Below are 26,453 nucleotides of genomic sequence, written 5' to 3'. Positions count from 1 at the left end.
GAGCCATGCACCTGCTGGTCCGCGAGACGCGCAGCCTGGACGAGGCGGATGCCGCCGTCGATCTCGGCCAGGCGCCCGCGGAGCTGGTGCTGCTTTCCTTCTCCGACGGCGATCTCGGCGCCGCCGCGACGGCCTGGGACGCGATGCCGGAGCCCCGGCCGGAGCTTCGCCTCGCCAGCCTGGGGCGGCTGCGCCATCCGCTCTCGGTCGATCTCTACCTGGAGAACACGCTGGCCGCGTCCCGCTGCGTGGTGGCGCGGCTGCTGGGCGGGCTCGACTACTGGCGCTATGGCGCCGAGGAGCTGGCCGCGCTGGCACGGCGGGAGGGGATCGCGCTCGCGCTGCTGCCCGGCGACGGGCGGGACGATGCGCGGCTGCGCGCCCTTTCCACCCTGCCGGATGCCGCCTGGCGCTGGCTCGACGCGGGTTTCGCCGCCGGCGGGCCGGGGAATGCCGGGGCGGCGCTACGCTTCATGGCGGCGCTGGCGCGTGATCCGAGGGCCGTCCCGCCCCCGCCGCCCGAGGCGCTTCCCGCCTGGGGCGAGCACGACCTCCCCGGGGATGCAGGCGGGGTGGAGGGGCCCATCGCCGCCATCACCTTCTACCGCTCGCATCTGCTGGCCGGGGACACCGCCCCGGTCGCCGCCCTGGCGGGGGCGCTGGCGGCGCGTGGCCTGCGGCCCCGGGCATTGTTTGCCGACAGCCTGAAATCCCCCGATACCGCGCAGGGCATCGCCGCCACGCTGCGCGGCTGGAAGCCGGCGGTGGTGCTGAACCTCACCGGCTTCTCCGCCCGGCGCGCCGACCGGGGAAACGGGGCCGGCTCGCCGCTGGATGCCGCCGGGGTGCCGGTGCTGCAACTGCTGCTGTCCTCCGCCCCGCGCGAGGTCTGGGCGGCCTCCACGCGCGGGCTGTCGCAGAGCGACCTCGCCATGCAGGTGGCGCTGCCGGAACTGGACGGGCGGCTGCTCACCACCGCCGTGGCGCACAAGGCGGAGGAGACCGCCCTCCCCGGCCTCGGCTTCGCGCGCATCCTGCTGCGCCCGGACCCCGGCGGCATCGCGCTGGCCGCCGACCGCGCCGCCGCCTGGGCTCGCCTCGCCGCCACGCCGCGGGCCGGGCGGCGGCTGGGCATCGTGCTGTCCGATTATCCTGGCGTCGGGGGGCAGGAGGGCCATGCGGTCGGGCTGGACAGCTTCGCCAGCCTCGAAGCCATGCTCGGCCTGTTGCGGGGGGAAGGCTACGACCTGCCTGAGCCGCCGGAGGCCGCGGTCCTGGCGGAGCGGCTCTGCCGCGCCGCGCCCGGGCCCATCCTGTCCCTCGACCGCTACCGGCGCCTCTTCGCCGCGCTGCCGGAAGCCTTCCGCGCCCGTGTCGGGGCGGCCTGGGGCGATCCGGAGGCGGACCCCGCCGTGGAGGATGGCGGCTTCCGCCTGCGGCACCTGCGCCTCGGCCCGCATCTCCTGGCCATCCAGCCCGACCGGGGCGATCCGGCGCGGCGCAAGGCGAGCTACCACGACCCCGACCTGCCGCCCCGGCACGGCTTCGTCGCCTTCCATCTCTGGCTGCGGGAGGAGGAGCGCATCCATGCGCTGCTCCATCTCGGCACGCATGGATCGCTGGAATGGCTGCCGGGCAAGGCGGCGGCCCTGTCGCCGGACTGCGCCCCGGTGGCGCTGGCGGGCGGGCTGCCGGTGATCTACCCCTTCATCGTCAACAATCCAGGGGAGGCGGCCGCCGCCAAGCGCCGCCTCGGCGCCGTCACCATCGGCCATCTCACCCCGCCGCTGCGCCCCGCCGGGCTGCACGAGGAAGGCGCGGTGCTGGAACGGCTGATCGACGAGTATGCCGCCGCCGACGGGCTCGACCGCCGCCGCACCGCCCTGCTCCGGCGCGAGATCCTGGACCGCGCCGAAGGCTGCGGGCTGCTCGCCGAGAGCGGCGTGGCGCGGGAGGCGCCCGAGGAGGAGGCGCTGGCCCGGCTCGACGCCTATCTCTGCGACGTGAAGGAGATGCAGATCCGCGACGGGCTGCATGTCTTCGGCCGGGACCCGGCGCCGGAACGCCGCGCGCTGCTGCTGGAGGCCCTGGCCCGCTCCTGCCCGGGGGTCGGCGCGGAGGCCCTGGCCGCGCGGCTCGACGCCTGCGCCCTGGCCGAGCGGGAGGCGCTGCTCGCCGCGCTGGACGGGCGTTTCGTCGCCCCGGGCCCTTCCGGCGCGCCCAGCCGGGGCCGCGCCGACGTGCTGCCCACCGGGCGCAACCTTTTCGCGCTGGACCCGCGCAGCGTGCCGACCCGTTCCGCCCTGGTGCTGGCGAAGAAGGCGGCGGCGGAGCTGCTGCGCCGGCACATGCAGGAACAGGGCGAGTTCCTGCGGCACCTGGTCATCGACCTCTGGGGCAGCGCCACGCTGCGCACCGGCGGCGAGGAACTGGCGCTGGCCCTGGTGCTGATGGGCGTGCGCCCGGCCTGGGACGCGGAATCCGGGCGTGCCAGCGGCATCGAGGTGCTGCCGCTGGCCCTGCTCGACCGCCCGCGGGTGGATGTGACGCTGCGGATCTCCGGCCTGTTCCGCGATGCCTTTCCGGCGCAGATCGCGATCTTCGACATGGCCGTGCGCGCCGTCGCGGCCCGGGAGGAGGAGGCGGAGTGGAACCCGCTCGCCGGAAGCGTGCGGGGCCTGTCCGGCCAGGAGCTGCGCCGTGCCACCGCGCGGATCTTCGGCGCCGCCCCGGGCGGTTACGGAGCCGGGACGGAGGACCTGCTGGCCCGTGGCGGCTGGGACGGAAAGGACGACCTCGCCCGTGCCTACCTTGCCGCTTCCGGCCATGCCTATGGCCAGGACCTCGACGGCAGGCCCGATGCGGAGGGATTCGCCGCCCGGCTCGCCGGGGCGGGTGCCTTCCTGCAGGTGCAGGATCATGCCGAGACCGACATCCTCGACAGTCCCGACCGCGCCGCCCATGCCGGGGGCTTCGCGGCGGCGGCCGGTGGGCTGGGTGCCAGCCCGCGCCTCTATCACGCCGATACCAGCCGCCCCGATGCGCCGAAGCTGCGCGCGCTGGAGGAGGAGATCGCCCGCGTGGTGCGGGGCCGGGCCGCCAACCCGCTCTGGATCGCCGGGCAGATGCGCCATGGGCGCCGTGGCGCCGCCGAGATCGCCCGCGCCGCCGAGGCGCTGCACGGCTTCGCCGCTACCCTTCCCGCGCGCTTCGACCGTCCGTTCGACCTGCTCTTCGAGCACACGCTGGGCGACGGGGCGGTGGACCGCTTCCTGCGCGACAGCAACCCCGAGGCGCGCGAGGCGCTGCGCCGCCGCTTCGCCGAGGCGCTGCGCCGCGGGCTGTGGCGCCCACGCCGCAACAGTGTCGCCGCGCTGCTGGAGGGGGCGTGACCCCGCCCCGAACCCGGGGCTGGTGCCCTTCCCTGCACGAGCCGATGCGCTCGGGCGATGGCTGGCTGGCCCGCGTCAAGCCGCGCCGTTCCACCCTGTCCGCCGGGGCGGCACGGCTGGTGGCGGAACTGGCCGGGCGGCACGGCAATGGCCGGATCGAGTTGACCAACCGGGGGAACCTCCAGCTTCGCGGCATCGCGGAGGCGGGCCTGCCGCCTCTGGCCGGGGCGCTGGTCGCGGCCGGGCTGGCCGAGGCCGATCCGGGGGTGGAGCGCCGCCGCAACCTGCTCTGCCCGCCGCTGCTGGGCCATGACCCGGCGCTGGACCCGCGCCTTTCCGCCCTGGCCGCGGCGCTGGAGGCTGTCCAGGCCGATCCGGCGCTGGAGGCGATCCCCGGCAAGATCGGCTTGGCCCTGGATGGCGGCGGCGCCCTGCCACCCGGCATGTCCCGGGCCGACATCCTGCTTCGCGCCGAGGGGGAGGCGCTGCGCCTCTGGCTCGACGGCGGAGCGGAAACGGCGCTCTGCCCCTGGGAGGAGGCGGCGCCTGCCGTGTCCCGCCTGCTGCGCCGCTTCGCCGGCGCGTGTGGATCGGCCGTGCCGCCGAAGCGGCTGCGCGATCTGGTGCGGCGGGATGGCGCCGCCGCGCTGCTGCGGGAGGTGGGCCTCGCGCCGCTTCCCGCCGTCCCCGCCCCGGCCGCCGCGGCGCGACCCGGCTTCCTGCCGCTTGGCCCGTCCGGGGAGGCCGGCGCCTTCCTGCTCGGCCTTCCCCTCGGCCATGTCGGCGCCGCCGGGCTGGCTGCCCTGGCCGGGCTCGCGGAACGGCATGGCGACGGCACGCTGCGCCTGACGCCCTGGCGGCTGCTCGCCATCCCCGGTGTCGCGGCCGGCGGGGCCCCGGCGCTGGCCGGAGCCATCGCGGCGGCGGGCGGCATCGCGCGGCACGAGGACCCCCTGCTCCGCATCCGCGCCTGCCCCGGCCTGCGCGGCTGCGCCAGCGCCAGCGTGGACACGGAGGCCGATGCCGCCGCCCTGGCCGGGTGGGGACTGCCGCGCACGGGCTTGCTGCACCTCTCCGGTTGCGCCAAAGGCTGTGCCCATCCCGGCCCCGCCGCCGTCACCCTTGTGGGCGAGGCGGGGTGCTACGGCCTGCGCCGCGACGGCACGGCGCGCGAGGCGCCGGAGCGCCGGGGACTCAGCATCGCCGAGGTGACAGACTGGCTCCTCGGCGCACAGGACAGGGCCGCCCGGGAAGCGGCCCAGGGGACAGGATGACCTACGACTACATCCGCGACGGCGCGGCGATCTACCGCCGGTCCTTCGCCACGATCCGGGCCGAGGCCGATCTTTCGGGGCTTTCGCCGGAGGAAGCCCGCGTCGCGGTGCGCGTCATCCATGCCTGCGGCATGGTGGAGGTCGTGCGCGCCCTCCGCTTCTCGCCCGGCTTCGCCAGCGCCGCCCGGAACGCGCTGCTTGCCGGCAGGCCCATCCTCTGCGATGCGAAGATGGTCGCGCATGGCATCACCCGCCCGCGCCTGCCCGCCGCGAACGAGGTGGTCTGCACCCTCGACGCGCCCGGCGTGCCGGAACTGGCGCGGGAGACGGGCAACACCCGCTCCGCCGCCGCGCTGCATCTCTGGGGGGACCGGCTGGAGGGCGCGCTGGTCGCCATCGGCAATGCGCCCACCGCGCTGTTCCACCTGCTGGAGCTGCTGGATGCCGGCGCGCCCCGCCCGGCGGCGGTGATCGGCCTGCCGGTGGGCTTCGTCGGCGCGGCGGAATCCAAGCAGGCCCTGGCCGCGCGGCACGACGTCCCCTGGATGATCGTGGAGGGGCGCCTGGGCGGCAGCGCCATGGCCGTTGCCGCCGTGAACGCCCTGGCGAGCGAGGCCGAGTAGCGTGACCGCCCTCCCTGCCGCTTCCGGCACGCTCTACACGCTGGGCCTCGGCCCCGGCGATCCGGAGCTGCTGACCCTCAAGGCCGCCCGCATCCTGCGCGGGGCGCCGGTCTTCGCGCATTTCGCCAAGCGCGGCCGCGACGGCCATGCCCGCACCATCGCCGCGCAGCATCTGCCGCCCGCGGCGGAGGAGCTGCGCTTCGAGTATCCCTATACCACCGAGATCCCGGTCGGGGACCCGCGCTATGCCGCCGGCATCGCGGGTTTCTACGAGGATTGCGCCGGCATCCTGGCCCATCGCCTGCGGGCCGGGCAGGATGTGGCCCTGCTCTGCGAGGGCGATCCCTTCTTCTACGGCTCCTCGATGTATCTCTTCGACCGGCTGCGCGGCGAGTTCCGGCAGGAGGTCGTGCCCGGCATCACCGCGATGGGCGGCTGCTGGGCCCGGACGCAGACGCCGGTCGTGCATGGCGACGACATCCTCACCGTCCTTCCCGGCACGCTGGACGGGGCGCGCATGGCGGAGCGGCTGCGCGGCACCGATGCGGCGGTGATCATGAAGGTCGGCCGCAACCTGCCGAAGATCCGCGCCGCGCTGGAGGAGGCGGGCCTCACCGCCCGCGCCCTCTATGTCGAGCGCGGCACCATGGCGGCGGAGCGGATCATCCCGCTCGCCGAGCGCGACGACGCGCCGGCGCCGTATTTCTCGCTGGTGCTGGTCCCGGGCCGGCAGCGGGTGCGATGAGCGGCTGGCTCCGCGTCATCGGCCTCGGGCCGGGCGCGCCGGACCTGCTGGCGCCCGAGGCGGCGGCGGCCCTGGACGGGGCGAGCGACCTGATCGGCTACGGTCCCTATGTCGCCCGCGTGCCGGAACGCCCTGGCCTCGCCCGCCATGCCACCGACAACCGGGTGGAGCTGGACCGCGCCCGCCATGCCCTGGCGCTGGCCGCCGGGGGGGCGCGCGTGGCCGTGGTTTCCGCCGGGGATGCGGGGGTCTTCGGCATGGCCAGCGCGGTGTTCGAGGCACTGGAGGCCGGGCCCATGGAATGGCGCGGGCTGGATGTCGCGGTGGTTCCCGGGATTTCCGCCATGTTCGCCGTGGCCGCCCGGGTCGGGGCGCCGCTGGGCCACGACTTCTGTGCCATCTCGCTGTCCGACAACCTCAAGCCCTGGGCGCTGGTGGAGCGCCGCCTGCGCCTCGCCGCCGAGGCGGGCTTCGCCATCGCGCTCTACAACCCGGTCTCCCGGGCGCGCGCCTGGCAGCTCGGGCAGGCGCTGGACCTGTTGCGCGACATGCTGCCCGGCACGGTGCCGGTGGTCTTCGCCACCGCGGCGACGCGGCCAGAGGAGCGCATCGACATCGTGTCGCTGGAGGACGCCGATCCCGGGCGCGCCGACATGCGGACCCTGGTGCTGGTCGGCAGCGCGGCCTCGCGGCTGGTCGAGCGGCCCGGGCGACGGCCCTGGCTCTACGCGCCGCGCAGCGCCTCATGACGGGCCAGGAGCCAGCGCAGGGCACCGTCGCTGTCCGTCGCGGTTTCGGCGGGGGGCAGCGGGGGGCGCGACACCATCACCACCGGGAGGCCGAGATCCCGCGCCGCCCCCAGCTTCGCCGCCGTCGCGAGGCCGCCGGAATTCTTGGTGACGATGGCCTCGATGCCGTGCTCGCGCAGCAGGCGGCGCTCGGCCTCCACGGTGAAGGGCCCGGCCCCCGGCAGGAAGGTGGCGCGCGGCGGCAGGCTGGCCGGGTCGGGCGGGTCGATGCTGCGGATCAGGTAGTGGTGCCAGGGCGCGGCGCGGAAGGGCGCCAGCTCCTTCTGTCCCACGGTCAGCAGCACGCGGCGCGGTGCCTCGCCCCATGCCCCACCGAGGGCGCGGGTGGCGGAATCCATGTCCGGCACCGGGGTCCAGCGGTCGCCCTCACCCGGCATCCAGGCCGGGCGCTCGATCCGCAGCAGCGGCACGCAAGCCAGCGCCGCCGCCTCCACCGCATGGCGCGACATCTGCGCCGCGAAGGGGTGGGTGGCGTCGATCAGCAGGTCCACCGCCTCGGCGCGCAGGAATGCCGCCAGCCCCGCCACGCCGCCGAAGCCGCCGCGGCGCACCGGCACGGGCTGCGGCCGGGGGGAGCGCGTGGCGCCGGCCAGCGACAGCACCGTGTCGAAGCGCTCGTCCCCCGCCAGCACGATGGCCAGCGCCGAGGCCTCGGTGCTGCCGCCCAGGAGCAGGATTCGCGTCGGCGAGAGGTCGTCCATGATGCGGTGGCTTAGCATCATCGGGCTCGGCGAGGACGGGGTGGAGGGGCTGTCCGCCGCCGCCCGCAGCCTGCTGTCCGGTGCCGCGCATGTCTTCGGCGGGCGGCGGCACCTGGCGCTGGCGGCGCCACTGGTCCGGGGCGAGGCGCATCCCTGGCGCAGCCCGCTCGCGGAAAGCTGGCCGGAGCTGATGGCGCTGCGCGGCCAGCCGGTCGCAGTGCTGGCCTCGGGCGATCCGTTCCTGTTCGGCGCCGGCGCCAGCCTGGCGCGGCTGGTTCCGCCGGAGGAGTTCCTGGCGCTGCCCGCGCCGTCCTCGCTCGCCCTGGCCTGCGCGCGGCTCGGCTGGGCGATGCAGGAGGTGGCGACGGTCTCGCTCTGCGGCCGTCCGCTGGAGATGTTGCGCCCGGCGCTGCAACCGGGCGCGCGGGTGCTGGTCCTGGCCGCCGATGCCGCCACGCCCGGAGCGGTCGCCGGCTTCTTGTGCCGGCATGGCTTCGGCTCAACGCGGATGCACCTGCTGGAAGCCCTGGGCGGACCGCGCGAGCGCCGGCGGAGCTTCCGCGCCGAGGACGGGCCGCCCGGGGCGATCGATCCGCTGAACCTGCTGGCGCTGGAGGTCGAGGCCGCGCCCGGCGCCCGCATCCTGCCGCTTGCCGGCGGGCTGCCGGACGGGTGTTTCGAGCATGACGGGCAGATCACCAAGCGCGAGATCCGCGCCGTCACCCTGTCCAGCCTCGCGCCGCGCCAGGGGGAGATGCTCTGGGATATCGGCGCCGGCTCGGGCTCCGTCGGCATCGAGTGGATGCTGCGCCATCCGGCCAACCGTGCCATCGGCTTCGAGCCCCGGCCCGAGCGGGCCGCCCGCGCCGCCCGCAATGCCGCGCTGCTGGGCGTCCCGGCGCTGCGGGTCGTGGAGGGTGGCGCCCCGGAGGCCCTGGCGGGCCAGCCGGTGCCGGATGCGGTCTTCGTCGGCGGCGGGGTGAGCCATCCGGGCCTGCTCGGCGCCGCCTGGGAGGCGCTGCGCCCCGGCGGGCGGATCGTCGCCAATGCCGTGACGCTGGAGGGCGAGTCCGCCCTCGCCGCCGCGCTCGGCCGGTGGGGCGGCACGCTGGCGCGGATCGGCGTCGAGCGGCTGGACCGGCTGGGGGGGATGCACGGCTTCCGCCCGGCCATGACCGTCACCCAGTGGGCGGCCGAGAAGCCATGAGGGAGGTCGTCGCCGGCATCGGCTGCCGCCCGCTCTGCGCGGCGCAGGAAATCGAGGCGCTGCTGCGCCGCGCCGAGGCCCTGGCCGGGTGCCGGGCCACGCGCCTCGCCGTTCCGGAGTTCCGCGCCGGGACGGCGGGGCCGCGCGAAGCCGCCGGGCGCCTCGGCCTGCCCATCCAGCCCGTTCCGCGCGTGGCGCTGGAAGCCGAGCAGCCCCGCTGCCCCACCCATTCCGCGGCCAGCCTGCGCGCGACGGGGCTGGCTTCCGTGGCCGAGGCCGCCGCGCTGGCCCTGGCGGGGCCGGGCGGGCGCCTGGTGCTGCCCCGCATCGCCTCCGCCAACGCCACCTGTGCCCTCGCGACAGGACCCGCATGACCGTCCATTTCATCGGCGCCGGCCCTGGCGCGCCCGACCTGCTGACCCTGCGCGGCCGCGACATCCTCGCCCGCTGCCCGGTCTGCCTTTATGCGGGCTCCATCGTCCCCGCCGCCATGCTGGAGCACTGCCCGCCCGGCGCCCGGCTGGTGGACACGGCGCCGATGAGCCTGGACGAGATCGAGCGCGAGTATGTCGCCGCCCACGAGGCGGGGCAGGACGTCGCCCGGCTGCATTCGGGCGACCTGTCGATCTACAGCGCCCTGGCCGAGCAGCTCCGCCGGCTGGAGGCGCGCGGCATCCCCTGTACGCTGACCCCCGGGGTGCCCGCCTTCGCCGCCGCCGCCGCCGCGCTGGGCCGGGAACTGACGGTGCCGGAGGTGGCGCAGAGCGTCGTGCTCACCCGCCTGTCCGGCCGCGCCTCCGCCATGCCGCCGGGCGAGACGCTGGAGGCTTTCGGAGCCACGGGCGCGACGCTGGCGATCCACCTGGCCGTCCATGCCATCGCGCGGATCGTGGAGACGCTCACCCCGCTCCATGGCCCGGAATGTCCCGTGGCGGTGGTGGTGCGGGCGAGCTGGCCGGACGAGCGCATCCTGCGCGGCACGCTCGCCACCATCGCCGCGCAGCTGGCCGAGTCCCCGGCGGAGCGTACCGCGCTGGTGCTGGTCGGCCCGGCCATCGCCGCCGAGGGGTTCCGGGAGAGCGCGCTCTACAGCCCCGACTACCGCCGCCGCTTCCGGGGCGGGGCTGGCCCTCAGGCCTCCACGGGGGCGGAAGGCGGCGAGACGTGACGGAAGGGCGCGCGGCCCAGCAGCCGTCCCTCGCGGTCGAAGACCACGAGTTCCAGCATCGAGGGCGCGCCGAGCAGCACATGCGCCGCCGTTTCCCAGGCCCGCAGCGCCACCGCCTCGCCCAGCGCGATCCCGGCCTCCGCCGCCAGGGCGAAGCCCTCGGCCACGGTGTTCGCCGCGGCGATGCGCGCCGCCACGGGTTCCGGCACGCCGCCTTCCCGCGCCAGGGCGGCCAGCGCGCCCAGATCGGCCGAGCCACGTTTGGAATGCAGGTCGAGGCGACCCTGGGCGAGCTTGGTCATCTTCGCCAGGCCGCCCGCCACGGTGACGCGCGGCACCGGATGCGCGCGCAGGTATTTCAGCATCCCGCCGGCGAAGTCGCCCATGTCGATCAGCGCCTGTTCCGGCAACCCGTGCAGGCGCTGGACGGCTTCCTCGGAGGTGCTGCCGGTGGCGCCGGCGACGTGGTCCAGCCCCATGGCCCGCGCCACGTCGATGCCGCGATGGATGGAGTGAATCCAGGCCGAGCAGGAATAGGGCACCACCACCCCGGTCGTGCCCAGGATGGAGATGCCGCCCAGGATGCCCAGGCGCGGGTTCAGCGTCCGCTGCGCCAGCGCCTCGCCGCCCGGGACGGAGATCTCCACCTCCAGGTCCGGCCCGGCGCCCAGTTCCGCCAGCGCCTCGGCGATCATGCGGCGCGGCACGGGGTTGATGGCGGGCTCGCCCACCGGCAGCGGCAGGCCCGGCCGCGTCACCGTGCCGACCCCTGGCCCGGCGCGGAAGCGCAGCCCGCTTCCCGCCTCTCCCCGCCGCACCGTGGCGCGCACCAGCGCCCCATGCGTCACGTCCGGATCGTCGCCCGCATCCTTGACCACGCCCGCCGAGGCCCAGCCCTCCCCCAGCCGCTGCTCCGCGAGCGCGAAGCCGGGTTCCTCCCCGCGCGGCAGGCGGATGGTCACGGGATCGGGGAAATGGCCGGTCAGCAGACCCGCGCAGGCCGCCTTCGCCGCCGCCGTGGCACAGGCCCCCGTGGTCCAGCCCCGGCGCAAGGGACGCTCCGTCTGCACGCCGCCCAGCATAGGCCCGGCGCCGGGGCCTGTCATGGCGGTGGGCCCTTCGTGGTTCGGGCCGGGGCCAGAGGGGCCCTGCCCCTCTGGACACCCCGCCAAGGGACGTTAGTCCCTTGGAACCCTGTGAGCGCTCCGCGAGGAGGGGGCCTCGACCGCCGTTGCGCCCATCGCGACCGGCGTCCTGTTCCCCCTCCTCGCGGAGCGCTCATGGCGGGGTCTCGGGGGCACACTGTGCCCCTGAGCGGAGGGTCCGGGAGGCAGCGCCTCCCGGTCCAACGGCCCGATCAAGAAGGCCAGACGCCATGAAGGGCCTGATCCTGGCGGCGCCGCGCTCGGGCTCGGGCAAGACGACGGTGGCGCTGGCGCTGCTGGCGGCGCTGCGGGCGCGGGGCGTGGCGGTGCGGGCGGCGAAGTCGGGGCCGGACTATATCGACCCGGCCTTCCACGAGGCGGTGACGGGGCGGCCCTCGCCCAACCTCGACAGCTGGGCCATGCCGGCGCCGGTGCTGCGCGCGATGGCGGCGGAGGCGGGGCGGGATGCGGATGTCCTGCTGGTGGAGGCCTCGATGGGGCTGTTCGACGGGCTGGCGCCCTCGCCGCTCAGCCCGCCGGGGCGGCGCGGCAGCGGCGGCGACCTGGCGGAGGCGCTGGGCCTGCCGGTGCTGCTGGTGCTGGATGTCTCGGGGCAGTCGCAATCGGCCGCCGCCGTGGCGCGGGGCTTCGCCCTGCACCGGCCGGGGGTGCGGGTGACGGGAGTGGTGCTGAACCGCGTCGCCAGTGCGCGCCACCGGGCGGGGGTGGAGGCGGAGATGGCGGAAACCGGGCTGCCGGTGCTGGGCGCCCTGATGCGGGAGGGTGCGATCGCCCTGCCGGAACGGCATCTCGGGCTCGTCCAGGCGCAGGAACTCGGGACGCTTCCGGCGCTGCTGGAACGGTTGCGGGAGGTGGGCGGGGCCCTGGACCTCGATGGCATCCTGGCGCTGGCCGGGCCGCTGCCCGACGGGGAGGTGGTGGATGGCCCGGGTCTTCCGCCTCCGGGGCAGCGCATCGCCCTGGCGCGGGATGCCGCCTTCTCCTTTGCCTATCCGCATCTGCTCGATGGCTGGCGGGCGGCGGGGGCGGAGATCCACCCCTTCTCCCCCTTGGCGGACGAGGCGCCGCCGGAGGGCTGCGACGCCTGCTGGCTGCCGGGGGGCTACCCGGAACTGCATGCCCCGGCATTGGCGGCCGCAACGCGCTTCCGCGAGGGGCTGCGCCGCTTCGCCGGGGCGCATCCGGTCCATGGCGAGTGCGGCGGCTTCATGGTGCTGGGCGAGGCGCTGCAGGATGCGGCGGGCGCATGGCATGGCATGGCCGGGCTGCTGGGCCACCGCACCAGCTTCGCGAAGCGCCGCATGAACCTCGGCTATCGCCGCGCCACGCTGCTGGCGGATGGGCCGCTCGGCCCCGCCGGGACGGTGCTGCGCGGCCATGAGTTCCACTATGCCACGGTGGCCGATCCTGGCGCCGACGCGCCTTTCGCGAGTCTCACCGACGGGCTCGGCCAGCCGCTGCCGCCCTCCGGGGCGTGGCGGGGCCGGGTCAGCGGCAGCTTCTTTCACGCCATCGCCCGCGACGACGGATGACATGACCGCCTTCACGACCCTCGACTCCCTCCATGCCGCCTGCCTGGACCTGCCCGGGGGCGACGAGGCCGCCGCCGGGGCGGTGGCCGCGCGCCAGGCCCGGCTCACCAAGCCGCCGGGCAGCCTGGGGCGGCTGGAGGAACTGGCCGCCTGGATGGCGCGCTGGCAGCGGCGCGCCATGCCCGGGCTGGAGCGCGTGGAGGTGCTGGTCTTCGCCGGCAACCACGGCGTGGTGGCGCGCGGCGTCTCGCCCTACCCGCCCTCGGTGACGGCGCAGATGGTGGCGAACTATGCCGCCGGGGGAGCCGCCATCAATCAGCTCGCCCGGCTGGCCGGGGCGGCGCTGCGCGTGGTGCCGCTGGCGCTCGACACCCCGACGGGGGATTTCACCGAGGGGCCGGCCATGGAGGAGGGGGATTTCCTCGCTGCCGTCTCGATGGGCCATGCCGCGCTGCGGCCGGACACGGAGCTGCTTTGCCTGGGCGAGATGGGCATCGGCAACACCACCGCCGCCGCCGCCCTCGCCGCCGCCCTGTTCGGCGGCGGCGGACATCGCTGGGCCGGGCGCGGCACGGGGGTGGACGATGCCGGCCTCGCCCGCAAGCGCGCGGCCGTGGACGCCGCCCTGGCGCGGCATCCGGAGGCGCGGCGGGACCCGCTGCAGGCCGCGCGTGCCCTGGGCGGGCGGGAGATGGCGGCCATGCTCGGAGCCGCCCTGGCCGCCCGGCAGCAGGGCGTGCCGGTGCTGCTCGACGGCTATGTCTGCCTCGCCGCCGTGGCGCCGCTGGCCCGCCTGTGCCCCGGTGGGCTGGACCATGCCCGGGCGGCGCACCGTTCCGCCGAAGCCGGCTGTGCCACGCTGCTCGCCGCTCTGGGCATGGAGCCGCTGCTCGATCTCGACCTGCGGCTGGGCGAGGCTTCGGGTGCCGCCCTGGCCGTGCCGCTGCTCCGCGCCGCGCTGGCCTGCCATGCGGGCATGGCCACCTTCGCCGAGGCCGGAGTGTCGGACCGCGAGGCGTGATCCGCCGCCTCGCCGGGCGGCTGCGGGACGACCTGGTGGGCGCCGCCATGGTGCTGACGCGCCTGCCGGTTGGCGCCCTGGCGCGGCGGGGCTGGACGGGCGGGTTGTCCGGCGGCGTCTGGGCCTATCCGCTGGTCGGCGCGCTGGCCGGGCTGCTGGGCGGCGCGGCGGGGGCGCTGGGGCTGTGGCTGGGGCTGCCGGGCGGGCTCGCGGCGGCCTGGGCGCTGGCGGCGCTGCTGCTGCTGACCGGGGCGCTGCACGAGGACGGGCTGGCCGACACCGCCGACGGCTTCGGGGGCGGGCGCGGCCGGGCGCGCAAGCTGGAGATCATGCGTGACAGCCGGATCGGCAGCTATGGCGTGCTGGCGCTGGCGCTGTCCCTCGGCATCCGGGGCCTCGCCCTGGCGGCGATGCCAAGGCCATGGGCGATGGTGGCGTCGCTCGTGGTCAGCGGGGCGCTGGGGCGGGGGGCGATCCTGGGTGTGCTCGCCCTGGCGCCGCCCGCGCGGCCGGACGGGCTGGCGGCACTGCTCGGGCGGCCAGGCGCCGGGCTGCTGGCGGGCGGACTGGCGCTAGCGGCGCTGCCTGCCCTGCTTCTGCTGCCCCTGCCGGTGGCGCTGGGTGGAATCCTGCTCACCGGCCTTTGCGCCCTGGGCATGGCGCGGCTGGCCTGCCGCCAGGTAGGCGGCCATACGGGGGATGTGCTGGGTGCCTGCGAACAACTGGCCGAGGCCGTGGTGCTGAGCCTGCTGGCGGCCAGCCTGGGCCACTGGGCGGGGCCTGGGTGACTTGCCGCCCGGCCCCCGGGGATGGGAGGCTGCGGCATGGCCGATCCGGGACAAGCCCACCCTTTCCAGGCGTTCCCGCGGCGCGGGCTGTTGCGCGCCCTGCCCGCCGCCGCGCTGGCTTCCGCGGCATGGCCCGCCGCCTCGCAGCCCTCCCCGGAGGGCGCGGCCTGGACCACCACCTGGACCACCACCTGGGCCGCCTCCGCCCAGGGACCCTATCCCGTGGGCTTCACCTCCGCCCAGCCGGAGCAGCGTTACAGCCTGCCCGACCCGGCCGGCGGGGCCCGCGACCAGAGCTTCCGCATGGTGCTGCGGCCAGGCTTCTGGGGGCCGCGCCTGCGGCTGCGCTTCTCCAACGCCTTCGGCACGCGGGCACTGGCGATCGGTGATGCCTGGGTGGGGCTGCAGGCCGGCGGCGCCGCGCTGCTGCCCGGCAGCAACCGGCCGCTGCGCTTCGGGGGCGAGGGGCGCATCTCGATCCCGCCCGGCGGCGAGGCCTGGTCCGATCCCGTCCCCCTGCCCTTCGCCGATCCGTCGCCTGTCCTGCTGGAAGGCCGGAAGCTGGCCGTGTCCTTTCATGTCCCCGGGGCGAGCGGGCCGATGACCTGGCACGCCACGGCGCTCCAGACCTCCTACCTCTCCGCGCCGGGAAGCGGGCCGCTGGGGGAGCGGGAGGACGAGGCGGGCTTCCCCTTCCCGACCACCTCCTGGTTCTTTCTCGACGCGGTGGACATGCAGGCCCCGCCCGGCCTGCCCATGGTGGTCGCCCTGGGCGATTCCATCACCGATGGCGTCGGCGCCACGCTGAATGGCGACGACCGTTGGCCGGACGCGCTGGCATGGCGCCTCCGCGCCGCCCATGGCGGGCCGGTGTCCGTGGTGAATGCGGGGATCAACGGCAACCGCATCCTGGGGCCGGAGGGCTACGGTCCCGCCTCCCCCTGGCCGGGCGGCCCACCCGCCCTGGAACGACTGGAGCGGGACGTGATCCGCCTGTCCGGCGTCCGCAGCGTGATCTGGGCGCTGGGGATCAACGACCTCGCCCGCGGCAACGGCGTGGTGCCCGGGACGGTGCTGGCGGGGATGCGGGAAGGCGCCCGGCGCCTGCGGGCCGGCATTCCCGGTGTGCGGCTGGTGGGCGCCACGCTCGTTTCGGCCCTGGCCAGCACCAACCCCGCGCATGGCGGCGCGGAGCAGGATGCGCGCCGGCGTGCGGTCAACGACGCCATCCGGCATTCCGGCCTGTTCGACGCGGTGGCGGATTTCGACCGCGCCACCCTCGACCCGGCCACGGGCGGGCTGCGGCCCGAGATGGTGCCGGGCAGCACCGTGGGGGGCGCGGGGGACGGGCTGCACCCGAACCGGATCGGCTATCTGGCCATGGCCGGGGCGGTGGACCTCGCCACCCTGTTGCCGCCGGGATGATTACGGGGGCGATGACCCTGGCCCGGGCGGCAGTTCCACCCGCACCACGCCGCCGAAGCCCGGCGCGGGGGCGAGCAGGTCCGGTGCCTCCCCCCGCAGCAGCGCGGGCAGCACCCGCATCGGCCCGCCATGGGTCACCAGCACGGCATCCCGGGCCGCATGGCGCAGCGCCTCGGCCAGGGCACCCAGCCGCGCCAGGAAATCGGCCATCCCCTCGCCGCCCGGGGGGATGAAGCCGGCGGGATCGGTGGCCCAGGCGTCCAGCGCCGCGCGGGGCACGGCATCCCAGGGCATGCCCTCCCAGTCGCCGAAGTCCAGCTCCCGCAGCCGCGGCTCCAGGCGCGGCGCCGGGCCGAGACGGCGCGCGAGGTCCCGGCAGCGCCGGGCCGGGCTGCTCAGCAGGGCGGGCCGGTGCAGCCAGGCGATGTCCCGGTGCAGGGCGGCGATCTCCACCGGCTCCGCTGGCCGCGCCGCGAGGTCGAGGCGGCCATAGCAGCGCCCCGCCCCCTCCGGCACGGGCAGGTGGCGGATGAGCAGGAGGCGCAGCGGTGCCCTACCCCCGGGCGGAAGGGCGCGGCCCGTCGCTTTCCATCAACATGCCGCGGATGATGTGCTTGAAGGGGGTCAGCCGGTTGCCCAGGCGCAGCGCCGCGTGGCGCGCGAGGCGCGCCGGGGCGCGCTCGTCCGTATAGAGCTTCGCCAGCAGGTTGGTCCCCGCATAGAGCGGCCAGCTCGCCCGGCGGTGCCGCGATTCATAGGCGGCCAGGGGCGCGTCCAGCGCCTCCGCCCGGGCGAGGTCCGCGCCGCGCGCCAGGGCGCCGCGCAGCTCCTCCGCCAGCGTGTGCGCACCGCGCAGGCCGAGGTTGAAGCCATGCGCCGTCACCGGGTGCATCCCCACCGCCGCGTCGCCGATCAGGGCGAAGCGCATCGCCACGAAGCGCCGGGCATAGGCGGTGACCAGCGGATAGGCGTGGCGGCTGCTGACCAGCCGCATCGCGCCGAGGCGGCGGCGGTAGCGCTCCGTCACCTCGGCCGAGAAGGCGCTGCCGTCCAGGGCCACCAGCCGCTCGATCTCCGGCCTGGGCAGGGTGATCACCGCGGAGGAGCAGCGGCCGTTCAGCGGCAGCATGGCGATGGTCTGGTCATGGCCGAACCATTCGGTCGCGACATGCCCGTGCTCGCCCTCGTGCTCCAGGCGGCAGACCAGCATGGACTTGCCGAAATCCGTCACGTCCGCCCCGATCCGCTGCGCCTTGCGGAGCGGCGAGAAGCGCGTGTCCGCCGCCACCACCAGCTTCGCGCCGATCTCCCGCCCGTCGGACAATGCCAGCCGGGCACCCTGGCGGGTGATCGTGGCGTTGGTGACGCTGGTGCCGGCCAGCAGCGTCAGCCCCGCCTGCCCCTGCACCGTGGCGAAGAGCGCGCGGCGGATCAGGTGGTTCGGGACGAGCTGGCCGAGCGCCGCCTCGGCCCGGTCGGACACGTCGAAATGCAGGGCATAGGGGGAGCCGCCGTTCAGCACCCGCGCCTCGCGCAGTGCCGAGGCGGCGCCGGAGGGCAGCCGGTCCCAGGCGCCCAGGGCGCGCAGCAGGTCCTGCGAGAGATGGGTGAGCGCGATCTCGCGCCCGTCGAAACCGGGGTCGGCCAGCCGCGCCTCGGCCTGCGTCTCGATCAGCGCCAGCGAAAGCCCGCTGCCGGCCATTTCCCGCGCGAAGGCAAGGCCCACCGGCCCGCCGCCCACGATCGCCATGTCGAACTGCATCTTACGCTCAACCCCCGGATCGCCGGATGCCCCTGTCCCGGCCGGAACAGCCCGGGGAGCATCCCGATGGATCAACGCCTGTGAAGGGGGGGAGAAGGGTGGGGCGACCTACGGGATTCGAACCCGTGACATCCAAGACCACAACCTGGCGCTCTACCGACTGAGCTAAGGCCGCCACACGGTGTGGCGCGGTGTAAGGCCCGCCCGTGGCGTCGTCAACGGGGGTCGCGCGCGAAGTTTGGCGCGTCCCCTACCGCCTTCCCTTCCCTCCGTCCTAGACCACCCGCGCCTTGCTGCCCGCTTGGCCGCCCGCTTGGCCGCCCGCCTGCTCGCGCCCGGCCTTCCAGGCCTCCAGCCGCGCCAGGGCCTCGTCCAGCACCTCCCGCCGCTTGCAGAAGGCGAAGCGGGCATAGTGGCTGGGTGCGTCCGGCCCGGCATAGAAGGCGCTGACGGGGATCGCCGTCACCCGCGCCGCCTCGGTGATGTGGCGGCAGAAGGCCACGTCGTCCCCGGCGAAGCCCAGCGGCCGGAAATCGGCGGTGATGAAGTAGGAGCCCATGGCGGGCAGCACGCCGAAGCCCAGCCGCTCCAGCCCCGCCGCGAGGTGATCGCGCCTGGCCTGGAGCCCGGCGGACAGCGCCTCGAAATAGCCGTCCTCCTTGCCCAGCCCCAGCGCCACCGCCCGCTGCAGGTTGGGCGGCGTGGTGAAGGTCAGGAGCTGGTGCGCCTTGGCCACGTTCGGCGCGACGGAGCGGTCGCAGGTGATGTAGCCCACCTTCCAGCCGGTCAGGCTGAAGGTCTTGCCGGCCGAGCCGATGCGCAGGCAGCGTTCGCGCATGCCGGGCAGCGTCATCAGCGGGATGTGCTTCCATCCGTCGAAGGTCAGGTGCTCGTAGACCTCGTCGCAGACCGCGTAGGCATCGTGGCGCTGCACCAGCTCGGCGATGAAGGCCAGCTCGGCGGCGGTGAAGACCTTGCCGGCGGGGTTCATCGGGCTGTTGAGCAGGATCGCCTTGGTCTTCGGGCCGAAGGCGGCGGCCAGTTCGGCGCGCGGCAGCTCCCATTTCGGAGGCGAGAGGCGCACCAGCTTCGGCACCGCGCCCAGCATCCGCACCACCGGCAGGTAGGTGTCGTAGAGCGGCTCGATCAGCACCACCTCGTCGCCCGGGTCGAGCAGCGCCATCAGGCAGGCGGTGATCGCCTCGGTGGCGCCGGAGGTCACCACCACCTCCGCCACCGGGTCGATCTCCATCCCATAGAAGCGGTGGTTCGCGGCGGCCACGGCCTCGCGCAGCTCGGGCACGCCGGTCAGCGGCGGGTACTGGTTGCGGTTGTCCAGCAGCGCATCCGCCGCGGCCCGCACCACATCGGCCGGCCCTTCCTCGTCCGGGAAGCCCTGGCCGAGGTTGATCGCCCCGTGCTGCGCCGCCAGCGCCGACATGACGGTGAAGACCGTGGTGCCGGTGGCCGAGAGCAGGGCGTTCTGCGGCCGGGCGGCCTTCGATTCGACGTTCTGGGGGCTGCCTGGAGGCTTCATCTCTGGGTGTGCTTCGTTTCCGATGGGAGACCCGGCGGGGCGCTCCCGATTCTCACGGAACCCGCCGCGGCGGACCCGGAAGCGGGCCCTGGCGCGGGGGTCTGGGGATGCGGCGGCCCGACTCCGGCGCAACGGTCCGGCCGGCGCCATGCCGGGTTTTCCGTGCGGGTTTCCAGGCCCGGGAGGATAATGGGACCCCCGCCACGGTGGCGCAACCATGTCTCCTGGTGGCATCTGCCGCCAAAACGGGCAGAATGCCGCCCGGAACGGCGCATCCCAGGGGCGTGAGCGGTGAAAACCGCCCGCCACGGCCATTGCCGGCGCGGCACGGGCCGTGCAACACCGGGTACGCCCGTGTCGCGGGCCAGCGCCGGCAGGACAAGGCCGGCGATCGCGAGGGGAAACGGCCCTCGCGCCGTCAGGTGGCGCGGGGAAACGGGACGGCGGAGCCGATGAAGAAGATCGAGGCCATCATCAAGCCCTTCAAGCTCGACGAGGTGAAGGACGCCCTCCATGAGATCGGGCTCCAGGGCCTGACGGTCGTGGAGGCCAAGGGCTTCGGGCGGCAGAAGGGCCATACGGAGCTCTATCGCGGCGCCGAATACGTGGTGGATTTCCTGCCCAAGGTGAAGATCGAGGTGATCTGCCCCGACGACCTGGCGGAACGCGCCATCGAGGCCATCACCACGGCCGCCCGCACCGGGCGGATCGGCGACGGCAAGATCTTCGTGTCCGACGTGCAGGAGGTGATCCGCATCCGGACCGGGGAACGCGGCGAGGACGCCGTCTGACACAGCGAGATTCCGGGCGACCGGCTCCGGGTTGGGTGTCCCGAGGGAACCCGCAGGGGCCGGCGGCCGGCGGAACGTGGGCCGGACGGCCCGCGAAGTGATTGCCACGTTCTAGGGAACAGGATCAGGACACGATGGCGAAGAAGCCCGCAGCAGCCCCGGGGGTCCCGGACGGCGTCTCCAAGGTCATGGACATGATCAAGGAGAATTCCGTCGAGTACGTGGACTTCCGCTTCACCGATCCGAAGGGCAAGTGGCAGCACACGGCCCAGCACGTCTCGACCGTCTCCGAAGAGGTCTTCACGGACGGCATCATGTTCGACGGCTCTTCGATCGCCGGCTGGAAGGCGATCAACGAGTCCGACATGATCCTGATGCCGGACACGGCCAATGCCTGCATGGACCCGTTCTCGGCCAAGCCGCAGCTGATCCTCTTCTGCGACATCATCGAGCCCTCGACCGGCCAGGCCTATGCCCGTGACCCGCGCGGCACCGCCAAGAAGGCCGAGGCCTATGTGGCGTCCTCCGGCATCGGCGACACCGTGCTGGTCGGCGCCGAGGCCGAGTTCTTCGTGTTCGACGACGTCAAGTTCGGCACCGGCGGCAACTTCGGCCACTACAAGCTCGAGAGCATCGAGGGCCCCGGGGCCAACATGAAGGACTACCCCGAGGGGAACATGGGCCACCGCCCGCTGGTGAAGGGCGGCTACTTCCCCGTCCCGCCGGTCGATAGCGAGATGGACCTGCGCGCCGAGATGCTCTCGACCATGATCGAGATGGGCCTGCCGGGCGAGAAGCACCACCACGAGGTGGCGCAGTCGCAGCACGAGCTGGGCACCCGCTTCGGCAAGCTGGTGACGATGGCCGACCAGATGCAGATCTACAAGTACTGCGTCCACAACGTCGCCCACAGCTACGGCAAGACCGCGACCTTCATGCCGAAGCCGATCTATGGCGACAACGGCTCGGGCATGCACACCCATCTTTCCATCTGGAAGGAAGGCAAGCCCATGTTCGCGGGCAACGGCTATGCCGACCTGTCGGAGATGTGCCTGTTCGCCATCGGTGGCATCATCAAGCACGCCAAGGCGATCAACGCCTTCACCAACCCGTCCACCAATTCCTACAAGCGCCTGATCCCGGGCTTCGAGGCCCCCGTGCTGCTCGCCTACTCGGCGCGCAACCGTTCCGCCTCCTGCCGCATCCCCTACACCACCAGCCCGAAGGCCAAGCGCGTCGAGGTCCGCTTCCCCGACCCGACCGCGAACCCCTACCTGTCCTTCGCGGCGCTCACCATGGCGGCGATGGACGGGATCAAGAACAAGATCCATCCGGGCGAGCCGATGGACAAGGACCTCTACGACCTGCCGCCGGAGGAGCTGAAGGATATCCCGACGGTGTGCGGCTCGCTGCGCGAGGCGCTGGAGAGCCTGGCGGCCGACCACGAGTTCCTGCTCGCGGGCGACGTCTTCTCCCGGGAGCAGATCGAGAGCTACATCGACCTGAAGTGGAACGAGGTCTACCGCTTCGAGCACGTGCCGCACCCGGTCGAGTTCGAGATGTACTACTCCGCCTGATCCACCGTTCCGGGCCGCCCACCGCGGGTGGCCCGGCCGGCGGAGCAGGGGTTTCGAAGGGCGCCGCGAGGCGCCCTTCGTGCTTTCCGCTCGCTTGTTCTTGTCGGAAGCCGGTCCCGCCCGCTCCTTGCGCCGTGGCCACGGACCTCTATTTTCGATCTTTCGTGAAACACTGTGCCGGAGGAAGCATCGTGACGCTGGAAACGGCCAATTGACCTCAGCGGACGTCCTGACGGCGTTGCGTGACGCCACAGCCACCCTGCACGCCCGTCTCGACGCCGGGATCGATCTGGACCGGCACCTGGCATCCTCGGCGGCCTATGCGCGCTTCCTTTCGGCCATGCTGGGCATCGTGGCGCCGCTGGAGGCGATGCTGGACCGCTTCGACTGGCAGGCCACCGGCCTCGCGCCCGACACAGCCCGCTGGCGCACGCCGCTGCTGCGGAACGACCTCCGCTTCCTGGGCCTGCCGTCCGCGGGGTTGGACGCCCTGCCCCTCGCCCCGTCCCCGCCCCCTCCCGCAACACGGGATGCCGCCTTCGGCGCTCTCTACGTGCTGGAAGGCTCCGCCCTCGGCGGACAGGTGATCCTGCGCCGGGCGGAGGCCGCGCTGGGCTTGGGTCCGGAACGCGGCGCATCCTTCCATGCCAGCCTGGGCCGGCCGGTCGGCGAGGGCTGGCGGCGCTTCCGCCAGGCGCTGGCGCTTCATTGCACCGATGCCGGGGGCGCCTGCGACGCGGCCCGCGACAGTTTCCACCGCCTGGAATCCTGGCTTTCCGCCACGGAGGCCCGGCACGAACCCGGCCGCGCCGCGCTGGCCGGGGCGCCGGCGTGACCCGGCCCCCGCCCTCCCTGCCGCTGCCCGACCTCCACGCCCTGCCCGGCCGCCCGGACACGAGCACCTGCGACCGCGAGCCGATCCATGTCCCGGCCTCCATCCAGCCCCACGGGCTGCTGCTGGTGCTGGACCCGGACACGCTGCGGGTCCTGCAGGCCACCGGGGACATGCAGCATCTCCTGGGCATCCCGCTGGATGCGGCGCTGGGCGAGGAGGCGGGCCGGTTCCTGCCGTCCGATGCCATCCAGGCGCTCTGCACCCCCGCTCCCGCCCCGCAGGAGCCCGGCCCGCCTCGCCTTCCCACGGGGGCCCGGCTGCTGAGCGGGGTGGAACTGCGCCCGGGCCGCTTCTTCGACCTTCAGGGCCGCGACAGCCCCGCCGGGATCATCGTGGAGATCGAGCCCCGGGGCGTGCCGGGCCCGGTGCGCCAGGACGACACTCTGGTCCTGGTCCAGGGCATGATCGCCAGCCTCCAGGGTGCCGCGACCGCCCGGCCGTACTGCGAGGCGGCGGCCGCGACGATCCGCGACATGACCGGCTTCGACCGCGTGATGGTGTACCGCTTCGAGCCCGACGACACGGGCTGCGTCGTGGCGGAAGCCAGGGCGGAGGGGACCGGCTCCTATCTCGGCCTGCACTTCCCCGCCTCGGATATCCCGAAGCAGGCCCGCGCCCTCTACCTGCGCAACTGGATGCGGCTGATCCCGGACGCGCACTATATCCCGGAACCGCTCATGCCGGCGCTCAGCCCGCGGACGGGCGAGGCGCTGGACATGTCCGACTGCTCGCTGCGCGCGGTCTCCCCGATCCATCTGCAGTATCTGCGGAACATGGGCGTACAGGCCTCCATGTCCCTGTCCATCCAGCAGGGCGGGCGGCTCTGGGGGCTCATCGCCTGCCACCACCGGACCGCCTGGCACCTGCCCGTCGCCCTGCGCGCGGCCTGCGAGATCTTCGCCCAGATGTTCTCGCTGCAGCTCGAAACGCTGGAGCAGCGGGAGGACCATGAGGACGCGCTGCGCATGCGCCGGGTGCACGAGCATCTGGAGCAGGTCATGGCGCAGGAGGAGGAACTCGGCGAGGGACTGATCCGGCAGCGGCCGAACCTGCTCGACTACCTGGAGGCGGGCGGCGTGGCGGTGATGGCCTCGGGGCGATATGCCACGGCCGGCCAGACCCCGACGCGGGAGCAGGTCAACGGCTTGGTGGAATGGCTGCGCGGCACCGTCGAGGAGCGGATCGTGGCGCTGGACCGCCTGCCGGAGCTCTATCCCCCGTCCCGGGAATTCGCCGATGTCGCCAGCGGCGTCCTCGCGCTCTCGGTGAGCCGCGCGCCCCAGGACTATATCCTCTGGTTCCGGCCGGAGATGGTGCGGACGCTCCACTGGGCGGGCAACCCGGACAAGCCGGTGGAACCGGGCGCCGGGCCCGGGCAGCTTTCGCCCCGCGCCTCCTTCGCCACCTGGACCGAGACGGTGCATGGCCGCGCCCGGCCCTGGCGGGCGGTGGAGATCGAGGCGGCGCAGGCGCTGCAGCTCAGCCTGCTGGAAGTGGTGCTGCGCCGGATCGAGGATGCCTCCGAGGAGCGCGGGCGCGCCCGGGCGCAGCAGGACCTGCTGATGGCGGAGCTGGACCACCGGGTGAAGAACACCCTGGCCAATATCCAGGCCCTGGTGCGCCACACCAAGAGCGGCGCCGGCAACCTGGAAGGCTTCGTCCACGACTTCGACCGGCGCATCCGCGCCATGGCGGTGGCGCACAGCCTGCTGACCAGCACGCGCTGGGAGGGGGCGGACCTGCGGGCCCTGGCGGAGGAGGAGCTTCGTCCCTATCGCAACGCCAGCGAGCAGCGCGTCACCGTCGCGGGGCCGGAGGTCCGGCTGAAGCCGAAGGCGGCGCTGGCGCTGAGCCTCGCCTTGCACGAGCTGGCGACGAATGCCGCGAAATACGGCGGGCTGTCGGTGCCGGAGGGACAGGTCGCCGTCACCTGGAGCATGGATGGCGAGCGCATCATCCTGCACTGGGTGGAAAGCGGCGGCCCGCCGGTGCAGCCGCCGCGCCGCCGCGGCTTCGGCTCGACCGTGGTGGAACGCGGCCTTTCCTATGAGCTCGGCGGCCAGGCGAAGCTCAACTTCGACCCGGCCGGGCTGCGCTGCGCGGTGACCATCCCGCTGAAGCAACTGGTGGAAAGCGCGCCCGCCTCGCCCACCGCCGCGCCGCGCCGGCCCGAACCGGCCCCGGGCACCATCGCCGGGCGCCGCATCCTGGTGGTGGAGGATGCCGCGCTGGTGGCCATGCAGGTGAGCCGCGCGCTGGAGGATGGGGGTGCCGTGGTTGTCGGCCCCGCCGCCGCGCTGGCCCAGGCGATCCGCCTCGCCGTTTCGGCACGGATCGATGCCGCGCTGCTGGATGTGGACCTCGATGGGGAAAGCGTCTTCCCCGTGGCCGATGTCCTGGCGGAGCGGGGGATTCCCTTCCTGTTCACCACCGGCTTCGACGCCGCCACCATCGTGCCCGAGCGGTTCCGGGGCACCACGGTGCTGGGCAAGCCCTATGGCACCGACGACATCCATCTCTGCATCGTCGCCCTGCTGCGCGACCGCCCACCGGCTGGCGAGCCAGTGGGCTAGAGCCGGGGGCTGAGCCGCCAGGACGGGTGGCGCGGCCCGTCGGCATCGCGCTTGCTTCCCCCCGTCTTCGCCGCCGTGGAAACATGGCGGATCACACCGAGGGGGAATCGGGACTGTGGAATCGTTTTTCCGCCTGCGCGAGCACGGCACCACACCGCGCACGGAGATCATGGCGGGCTTCGCCACCTTCCTGACGATGGTCTACATCGTCGTGGTCAATCCCAACATCATGGCCGCCGCCGGCATCGACCAGGGGGCCTCCTTCGTGGCCACCTGCCTTGCCGCCGCCATCGGCTCCGCATTGATGGGACTGCTGGCCAACTATCCCATCGCCCTGGCGCCGGGCATGGGGCTGAACGCCTATTTCGCCTTCGCCGTGGTGGGCGGCATGCACATCCCCTGGCAGGTGGCGCTGGGCGCCGTCTTCCTGTCGGGCCTCATCTTCCTCGCAGTCTCTGTGCTGCGGATCCGCGAATGGCTGATCAACACCATCCCGCTCTCGCTGAAGCTCGGCATCGCCGCCGGGATCGGCTTCTTCCTCGGCATCATCGGGCTGCAGGGCATGGGGCTCGTGGTGGCGAACCCGGCCACCATGGTCGGGCTGGGCCATGTGGCGGAACCGAAGGTGCTGCTCTCCTGCCTCGGCTTCCTGCTGATCGCCGGCCTGGTGGCCCGCAACGTGCCGGGCGGCATCATCATCGGCATCCTCGTCACCGCGCTGCTCGGCATCCCCTTCGGGCTGACCACCTTCCACGGCGTCGTGTCGCTGCCGCCCTCGCTGGCGCCGACCTTCCTGCAGCTCGACATCCCCGGCGCCATCGGCCTTGGCGTGGCGGGGATCGTCTTCACCTTCTTCATCGTGGACCTGCTGGACAACGCGGGCACGCTGATCGGCACCACGCACCGCGCCGGGCTGATGCGGCCGGACGGCTCCGTGCCGCGCCTCGGCCGCGCGCTGCTGGCCGACAGTGGCGGCGCCATCATCGGCTCCGTGCTCGGCACCTCGACCACCACCAGCTACATCGAGAGCGCGGCGGGCATCCAGGCCGGGGGCCGCACCGGCCTCACCGCCCTGACCGTGGCGGTGCTGTTCCTGCTGACGCTGTTCCTGGCGCCGCTCGCCACCTCCATCCCCGGCTATGCCACCGCGCCAGCGCTGGTCTTCGTCGCCTGCCTGATGGCGAAGTCGCTGCGCGACCTGGACTGGGAGGACCTCACCGACTACGCGCCGGCCATCATCACCGCGCTGTCCATGCCGCTCACCTTCTCCATCGCCTCCGGCATCGGCATCGGCTTCATCACCTATGCCGTCACCAAGGTGCTGGCCGGCAAGGCCGGGCAGGTGTCGGGCGCGGTCTGGCTGATCGCCCTGCTATCCGCGGTGAAGTTCGGGATGGGCGCGGGCTGAAACGCGGACGGGGCGGCCGGCGGGTGGCATCGCGCCACCGCCGGCCGCCCCGCCGATGG

22 protein-coding genes and 1 tRNA gene are annotated in these 26,453 nt (G+C 74.1%); 17 read left to right on the top strand and 6 right to left on the bottom strand.

The window, feature by feature from the left end; genetic code table 11:
• Positions 1-5: 5 nt before the first annotated feature.
• The 5 genes from cobN to cobJ are packed head-to-tail and all read left to right on the top strand — an operon-like array spanning position 6 to position 6,783.
• Positions 6-3,392, top strand: a complete 3,387-nt coding sequence (gene cobN / locus BT98_RS0112075) for a cobaltochelatase subunit CobN (protein ID WP_019462579.1) — start codon at positions 6-8, stop codon at positions 3,390-3,392.
• Positions 3,389-4,666: a precorrin-3B synthase gene (cobG, locus tag BT98_RS24210; RefSeq protein WP_147292477.1), complete on the top strand. Its 1,278-nt coding sequence runs from the start codon at positions 3,389-3,391 to the stop codon at positions 4,664-4,666. The genes cobN and cobG overlap by 4 nt, the downstream gene beginning before the upstream one ends.
• The gene (locus BT98_RS0112065; protein WP_019462577.1) at positions 4,663-5,289 is read left to right on the top strand and encodes a precorrin-8X methylmutase; all 627 of its coding nucleotides are present in this window, start codon (positions 4,663-4,665) and stop codon (positions 5,287-5,289) included. The genes cobG and BT98_RS0112065 overlap by 4 nt, the downstream gene beginning before the upstream one ends.
• A gap of 1 nt (position 5,290) precedes the next feature.
• Positions 5,291-6,034 carry a precorrin-2 C(20)-methyltransferase gene (locus tag BT98_RS0112060; protein WP_019462576.1) on the top strand — a complete coding sequence of 248 codons (744 nt, stop codon included), beginning with the start codon at positions 5,291-5,293 and terminating at the stop codon, positions 6,032-6,034.
• The gene (gene cobJ / locus BT98_RS0112055; RefSeq protein ID WP_019462575.1) at positions 6,031-6,783 is read left to right on the top strand and encodes a precorrin-3B C(17)-methyltransferase; all 753 of its coding nucleotides are present in this window, start codon (positions 6,031-6,033) and stop codon (positions 6,781-6,783) included. Before BT98_RS0112060 ends, cobJ begins: the two co-directional genes overlap by 4 nt.
• On the opposite strand, the gene BT98_RS0112050 is transcribed toward cobJ, so the two are convergent.
• Positions 6,759-7,562 carry a cobalt-precorrin-6A reductase gene (locus BT98_RS0112050; protein ID WP_244881537.1) on the bottom strand — a complete coding sequence of 268 codons (804 nt, stop codon included), beginning with the start codon at positions 7,560-7,562 and terminating at the stop codon, positions 6,759-6,761. The genes cobJ and BT98_RS0112050 overlap by 25 nt on opposite strands.
• On the opposite strand from BT98_RS0112050, the gene BT98_RS0112045 reads away from it, so the two are divergent.
• The 3 genes from BT98_RS0112045 to cobM are packed head-to-tail and all read left to right on the top strand — an operon-like array spanning position 7,543 to position 9,919.
• Positions 7,543-8,751: a bifunctional cobalt-precorrin-7 (C(5))-methyltransferase/cobalt-precorrin-6B (C(15))-methyltransferase gene (locus BT98_RS0112045; protein ID WP_019462573.1), complete on the top strand. Its 1,209-nt coding sequence runs from the start codon at positions 7,543-7,545 to the stop codon at positions 8,749-8,751. The genes BT98_RS0112050 and BT98_RS0112045 overlap by 20 nt on opposite strands.
• On the top strand, positions 8,748-9,125 hold the full coding sequence (locus BT98_RS0112040; RefSeq protein WP_019462572.1) for a cobalamin biosynthesis protein: 378 nt from the start codon (positions 8,748-8,750) through the stop codon (positions 9,123-9,125). Before BT98_RS0112045 ends, BT98_RS0112040 begins: the two co-directional genes overlap by 4 nt.
• Complete coding sequence (cobM, locus tag BT98_RS0112035; RefSeq protein ID WP_019462571.1) at positions 9,122-9,919, top strand: precorrin-4 C(11)-methyltransferase; 798 nt, start codon at positions 9,122-9,124, stop codon at positions 9,917-9,919. Before BT98_RS0112040 ends, cobM begins: the two co-directional genes overlap by 4 nt.
• On the opposite strand, the gene BT98_RS24205 is transcribed toward cobM, so the two are convergent.
• Positions 9,883-11,025, bottom strand: coding sequence for a cobalt-precorrin-5B (C(1))-methyltransferase (locus BT98_RS24205; protein ID WP_051004980.1), 1,143 nt, complete (start codon positions 11,023-11,025; stop codon positions 9,883-9,885). The genes cobM and BT98_RS24205 overlap by 37 nt on opposite strands.
• 269 nt (positions 11,026-11,294) lie before the next feature.
• Between BT98_RS24205 and BT98_RS0112025 the strand changes: the two genes are divergently transcribed.
• The 4 genes from BT98_RS0112025 to BT98_RS0112010 are packed head-to-tail and all read left to right on the top strand — an operon-like array spanning position 11,295 to position 15,851.
• Entirely contained in the window at positions 11,295-12,617 is a 1,323-nt protein-coding gene (locus BT98_RS0112025; protein ID WP_019462720.1) for a cobyrinate a,c-diamide synthase, read from the top strand.
• A gap of 1 nt (position 12,618) precedes the next feature.
• Complete coding sequence (cobT, locus tag BT98_RS0112020; protein WP_019462719.1) at positions 12,619-13,638, top strand: nicotinate-nucleotide--dimethylbenzimidazole phosphoribosyltransferase; 1,020 nt, start codon at positions 12,619-12,621, stop codon at positions 13,636-13,638.
• The gene (locus BT98_RS0112015) at positions 13,635-14,426 is read left to right on the top strand and encodes an adenosylcobinamide-GDP ribazoletransferase (RefSeq protein WP_019462718.1); all 792 of its coding nucleotides are present in this window, start codon (positions 13,635-13,637) and stop codon (positions 14,424-14,426) included. The genes cobT and BT98_RS0112015 overlap by 4 nt, the downstream gene beginning before the upstream one ends.
• A gap of 36 nt (positions 14,427-14,462) precedes the next feature.
• Positions 14,463-15,851, top strand: a complete 1,389-nt coding sequence (locus tag BT98_RS0112010; protein WP_019462717.1) for a GDSL-type esterase/lipase family protein — start codon at positions 14,463-14,465, stop codon at positions 15,849-15,851.
• On the opposite strand, the gene BT98_RS24200 is transcribed toward BT98_RS0112010, so the two are convergent.
• From BT98_RS24200 to BT98_RS0111990, 4 genes are all read right to left on the bottom strand, one after another.
• Positions 15,852-16,382: a histidine phosphatase family protein gene (locus BT98_RS24200; protein WP_255346371.1), complete on the bottom strand. Its 531-nt coding sequence runs from the start codon at positions 16,380-16,382 to the stop codon at positions 15,852-15,854. It abuts the gene before it with no gap.
• A 22-nt stretch (positions 16,383-16,404) separates the two neighbouring features.
• Positions 16,405-17,613 (bottom strand): 5-demethoxyubiquinol-8 5-hydroxylase UbiM, encoded by a 1,209-nt coding sequence (gene ubiM, locus BT98_RS0112000; RefSeq protein ID WP_019462715.1) that lies wholly within the window; start codon positions 17,611-17,613, stop codon positions 16,405-16,407.
• Between the two features lie 99 nt (positions 17,614-17,712).
• Positions 17,713-17,788 (bottom strand) — tRNA-His (locus tag BT98_RS0111995).
• 99 nt (positions 17,789-17,887) lie between these two features.
• Positions 17,888-19,150, bottom strand: coding sequence for an aminotransferase (locus BT98_RS0111990; RefSeq protein WP_019462714.1), 1,263 nt, complete (start codon positions 19,148-19,150; stop codon positions 17,888-17,890).
• A 452-nt stretch (positions 19,151-19,602) separates the two neighbouring features.
• On the opposite strand from BT98_RS0111990, the gene BT98_RS0111985 reads away from it, so the two are divergent.
• The 5 genes from BT98_RS0111985 (at position 19,603) to BT98_RS0111965 (ending at position 26,394) form a co-directional block, all read left to right on the top strand.
• On the top strand, positions 19,603-19,941 hold the full coding sequence (locus tag BT98_RS0111985) for a P-II family nitrogen regulator (protein WP_019462713.1): 339 nt from the start codon (positions 19,603-19,605) through the stop codon (positions 19,939-19,941).
• Between the two features lie 134 nt (positions 19,942-20,075).
• Positions 20,076-21,518 (top strand): type I glutamate--ammonia ligase, encoded by a 1,443-nt coding sequence (gene glnA, locus BT98_RS0111980; protein WP_019462712.1) that lies wholly within the window; start codon positions 20,076-20,078, stop codon positions 21,516-21,518.
• A 211-nt stretch (positions 21,519-21,729) separates the two neighbouring features.
• Positions 21,730-22,353 (top strand): biliverdin-producing heme oxygenase, encoded by a 624-nt coding sequence (locus BT98_RS27285; protein WP_019462711.1) that lies wholly within the window; start codon positions 21,730-21,732, stop codon positions 22,351-22,353.
• Complete coding sequence (locus tag BT98_RS0111970) at positions 22,350-24,986, top strand: HWE histidine kinase domain-containing protein (protein WP_051544279.1); 2,637 nt, start codon at positions 22,350-22,352, stop codon at positions 24,984-24,986. The genes BT98_RS27285 and BT98_RS0111970 overlap by 4 nt, the downstream gene beginning before the upstream one ends.
• A gap of 115 nt (positions 24,987-25,101) precedes the next feature.
• On the top strand, positions 25,102-26,394 hold the full coding sequence (locus tag BT98_RS0111965; RefSeq protein WP_019462709.1) for an NCS2 family permease: 1,293 nt from the start codon (positions 25,102-25,104) through the stop codon (positions 26,392-26,394).
• Positions 26,395-26,453: the final 59 nt, after the last annotated feature.

It is taken from the genome of Roseomonas mucosa ATCC BAA-692 (assembly GCF_000622225.1).
Lineage (GTDB): Bacteria > Pseudomonadota > Alphaproteobacteria > Acetobacterales > Acetobacteraceae > Roseomonas > Roseomonas mucosa.
The sequence above is the reverse complement of the archived record's forward strand: the minus strand, read 5'-3'. Positions and strand labels throughout refer to the sequence as shown.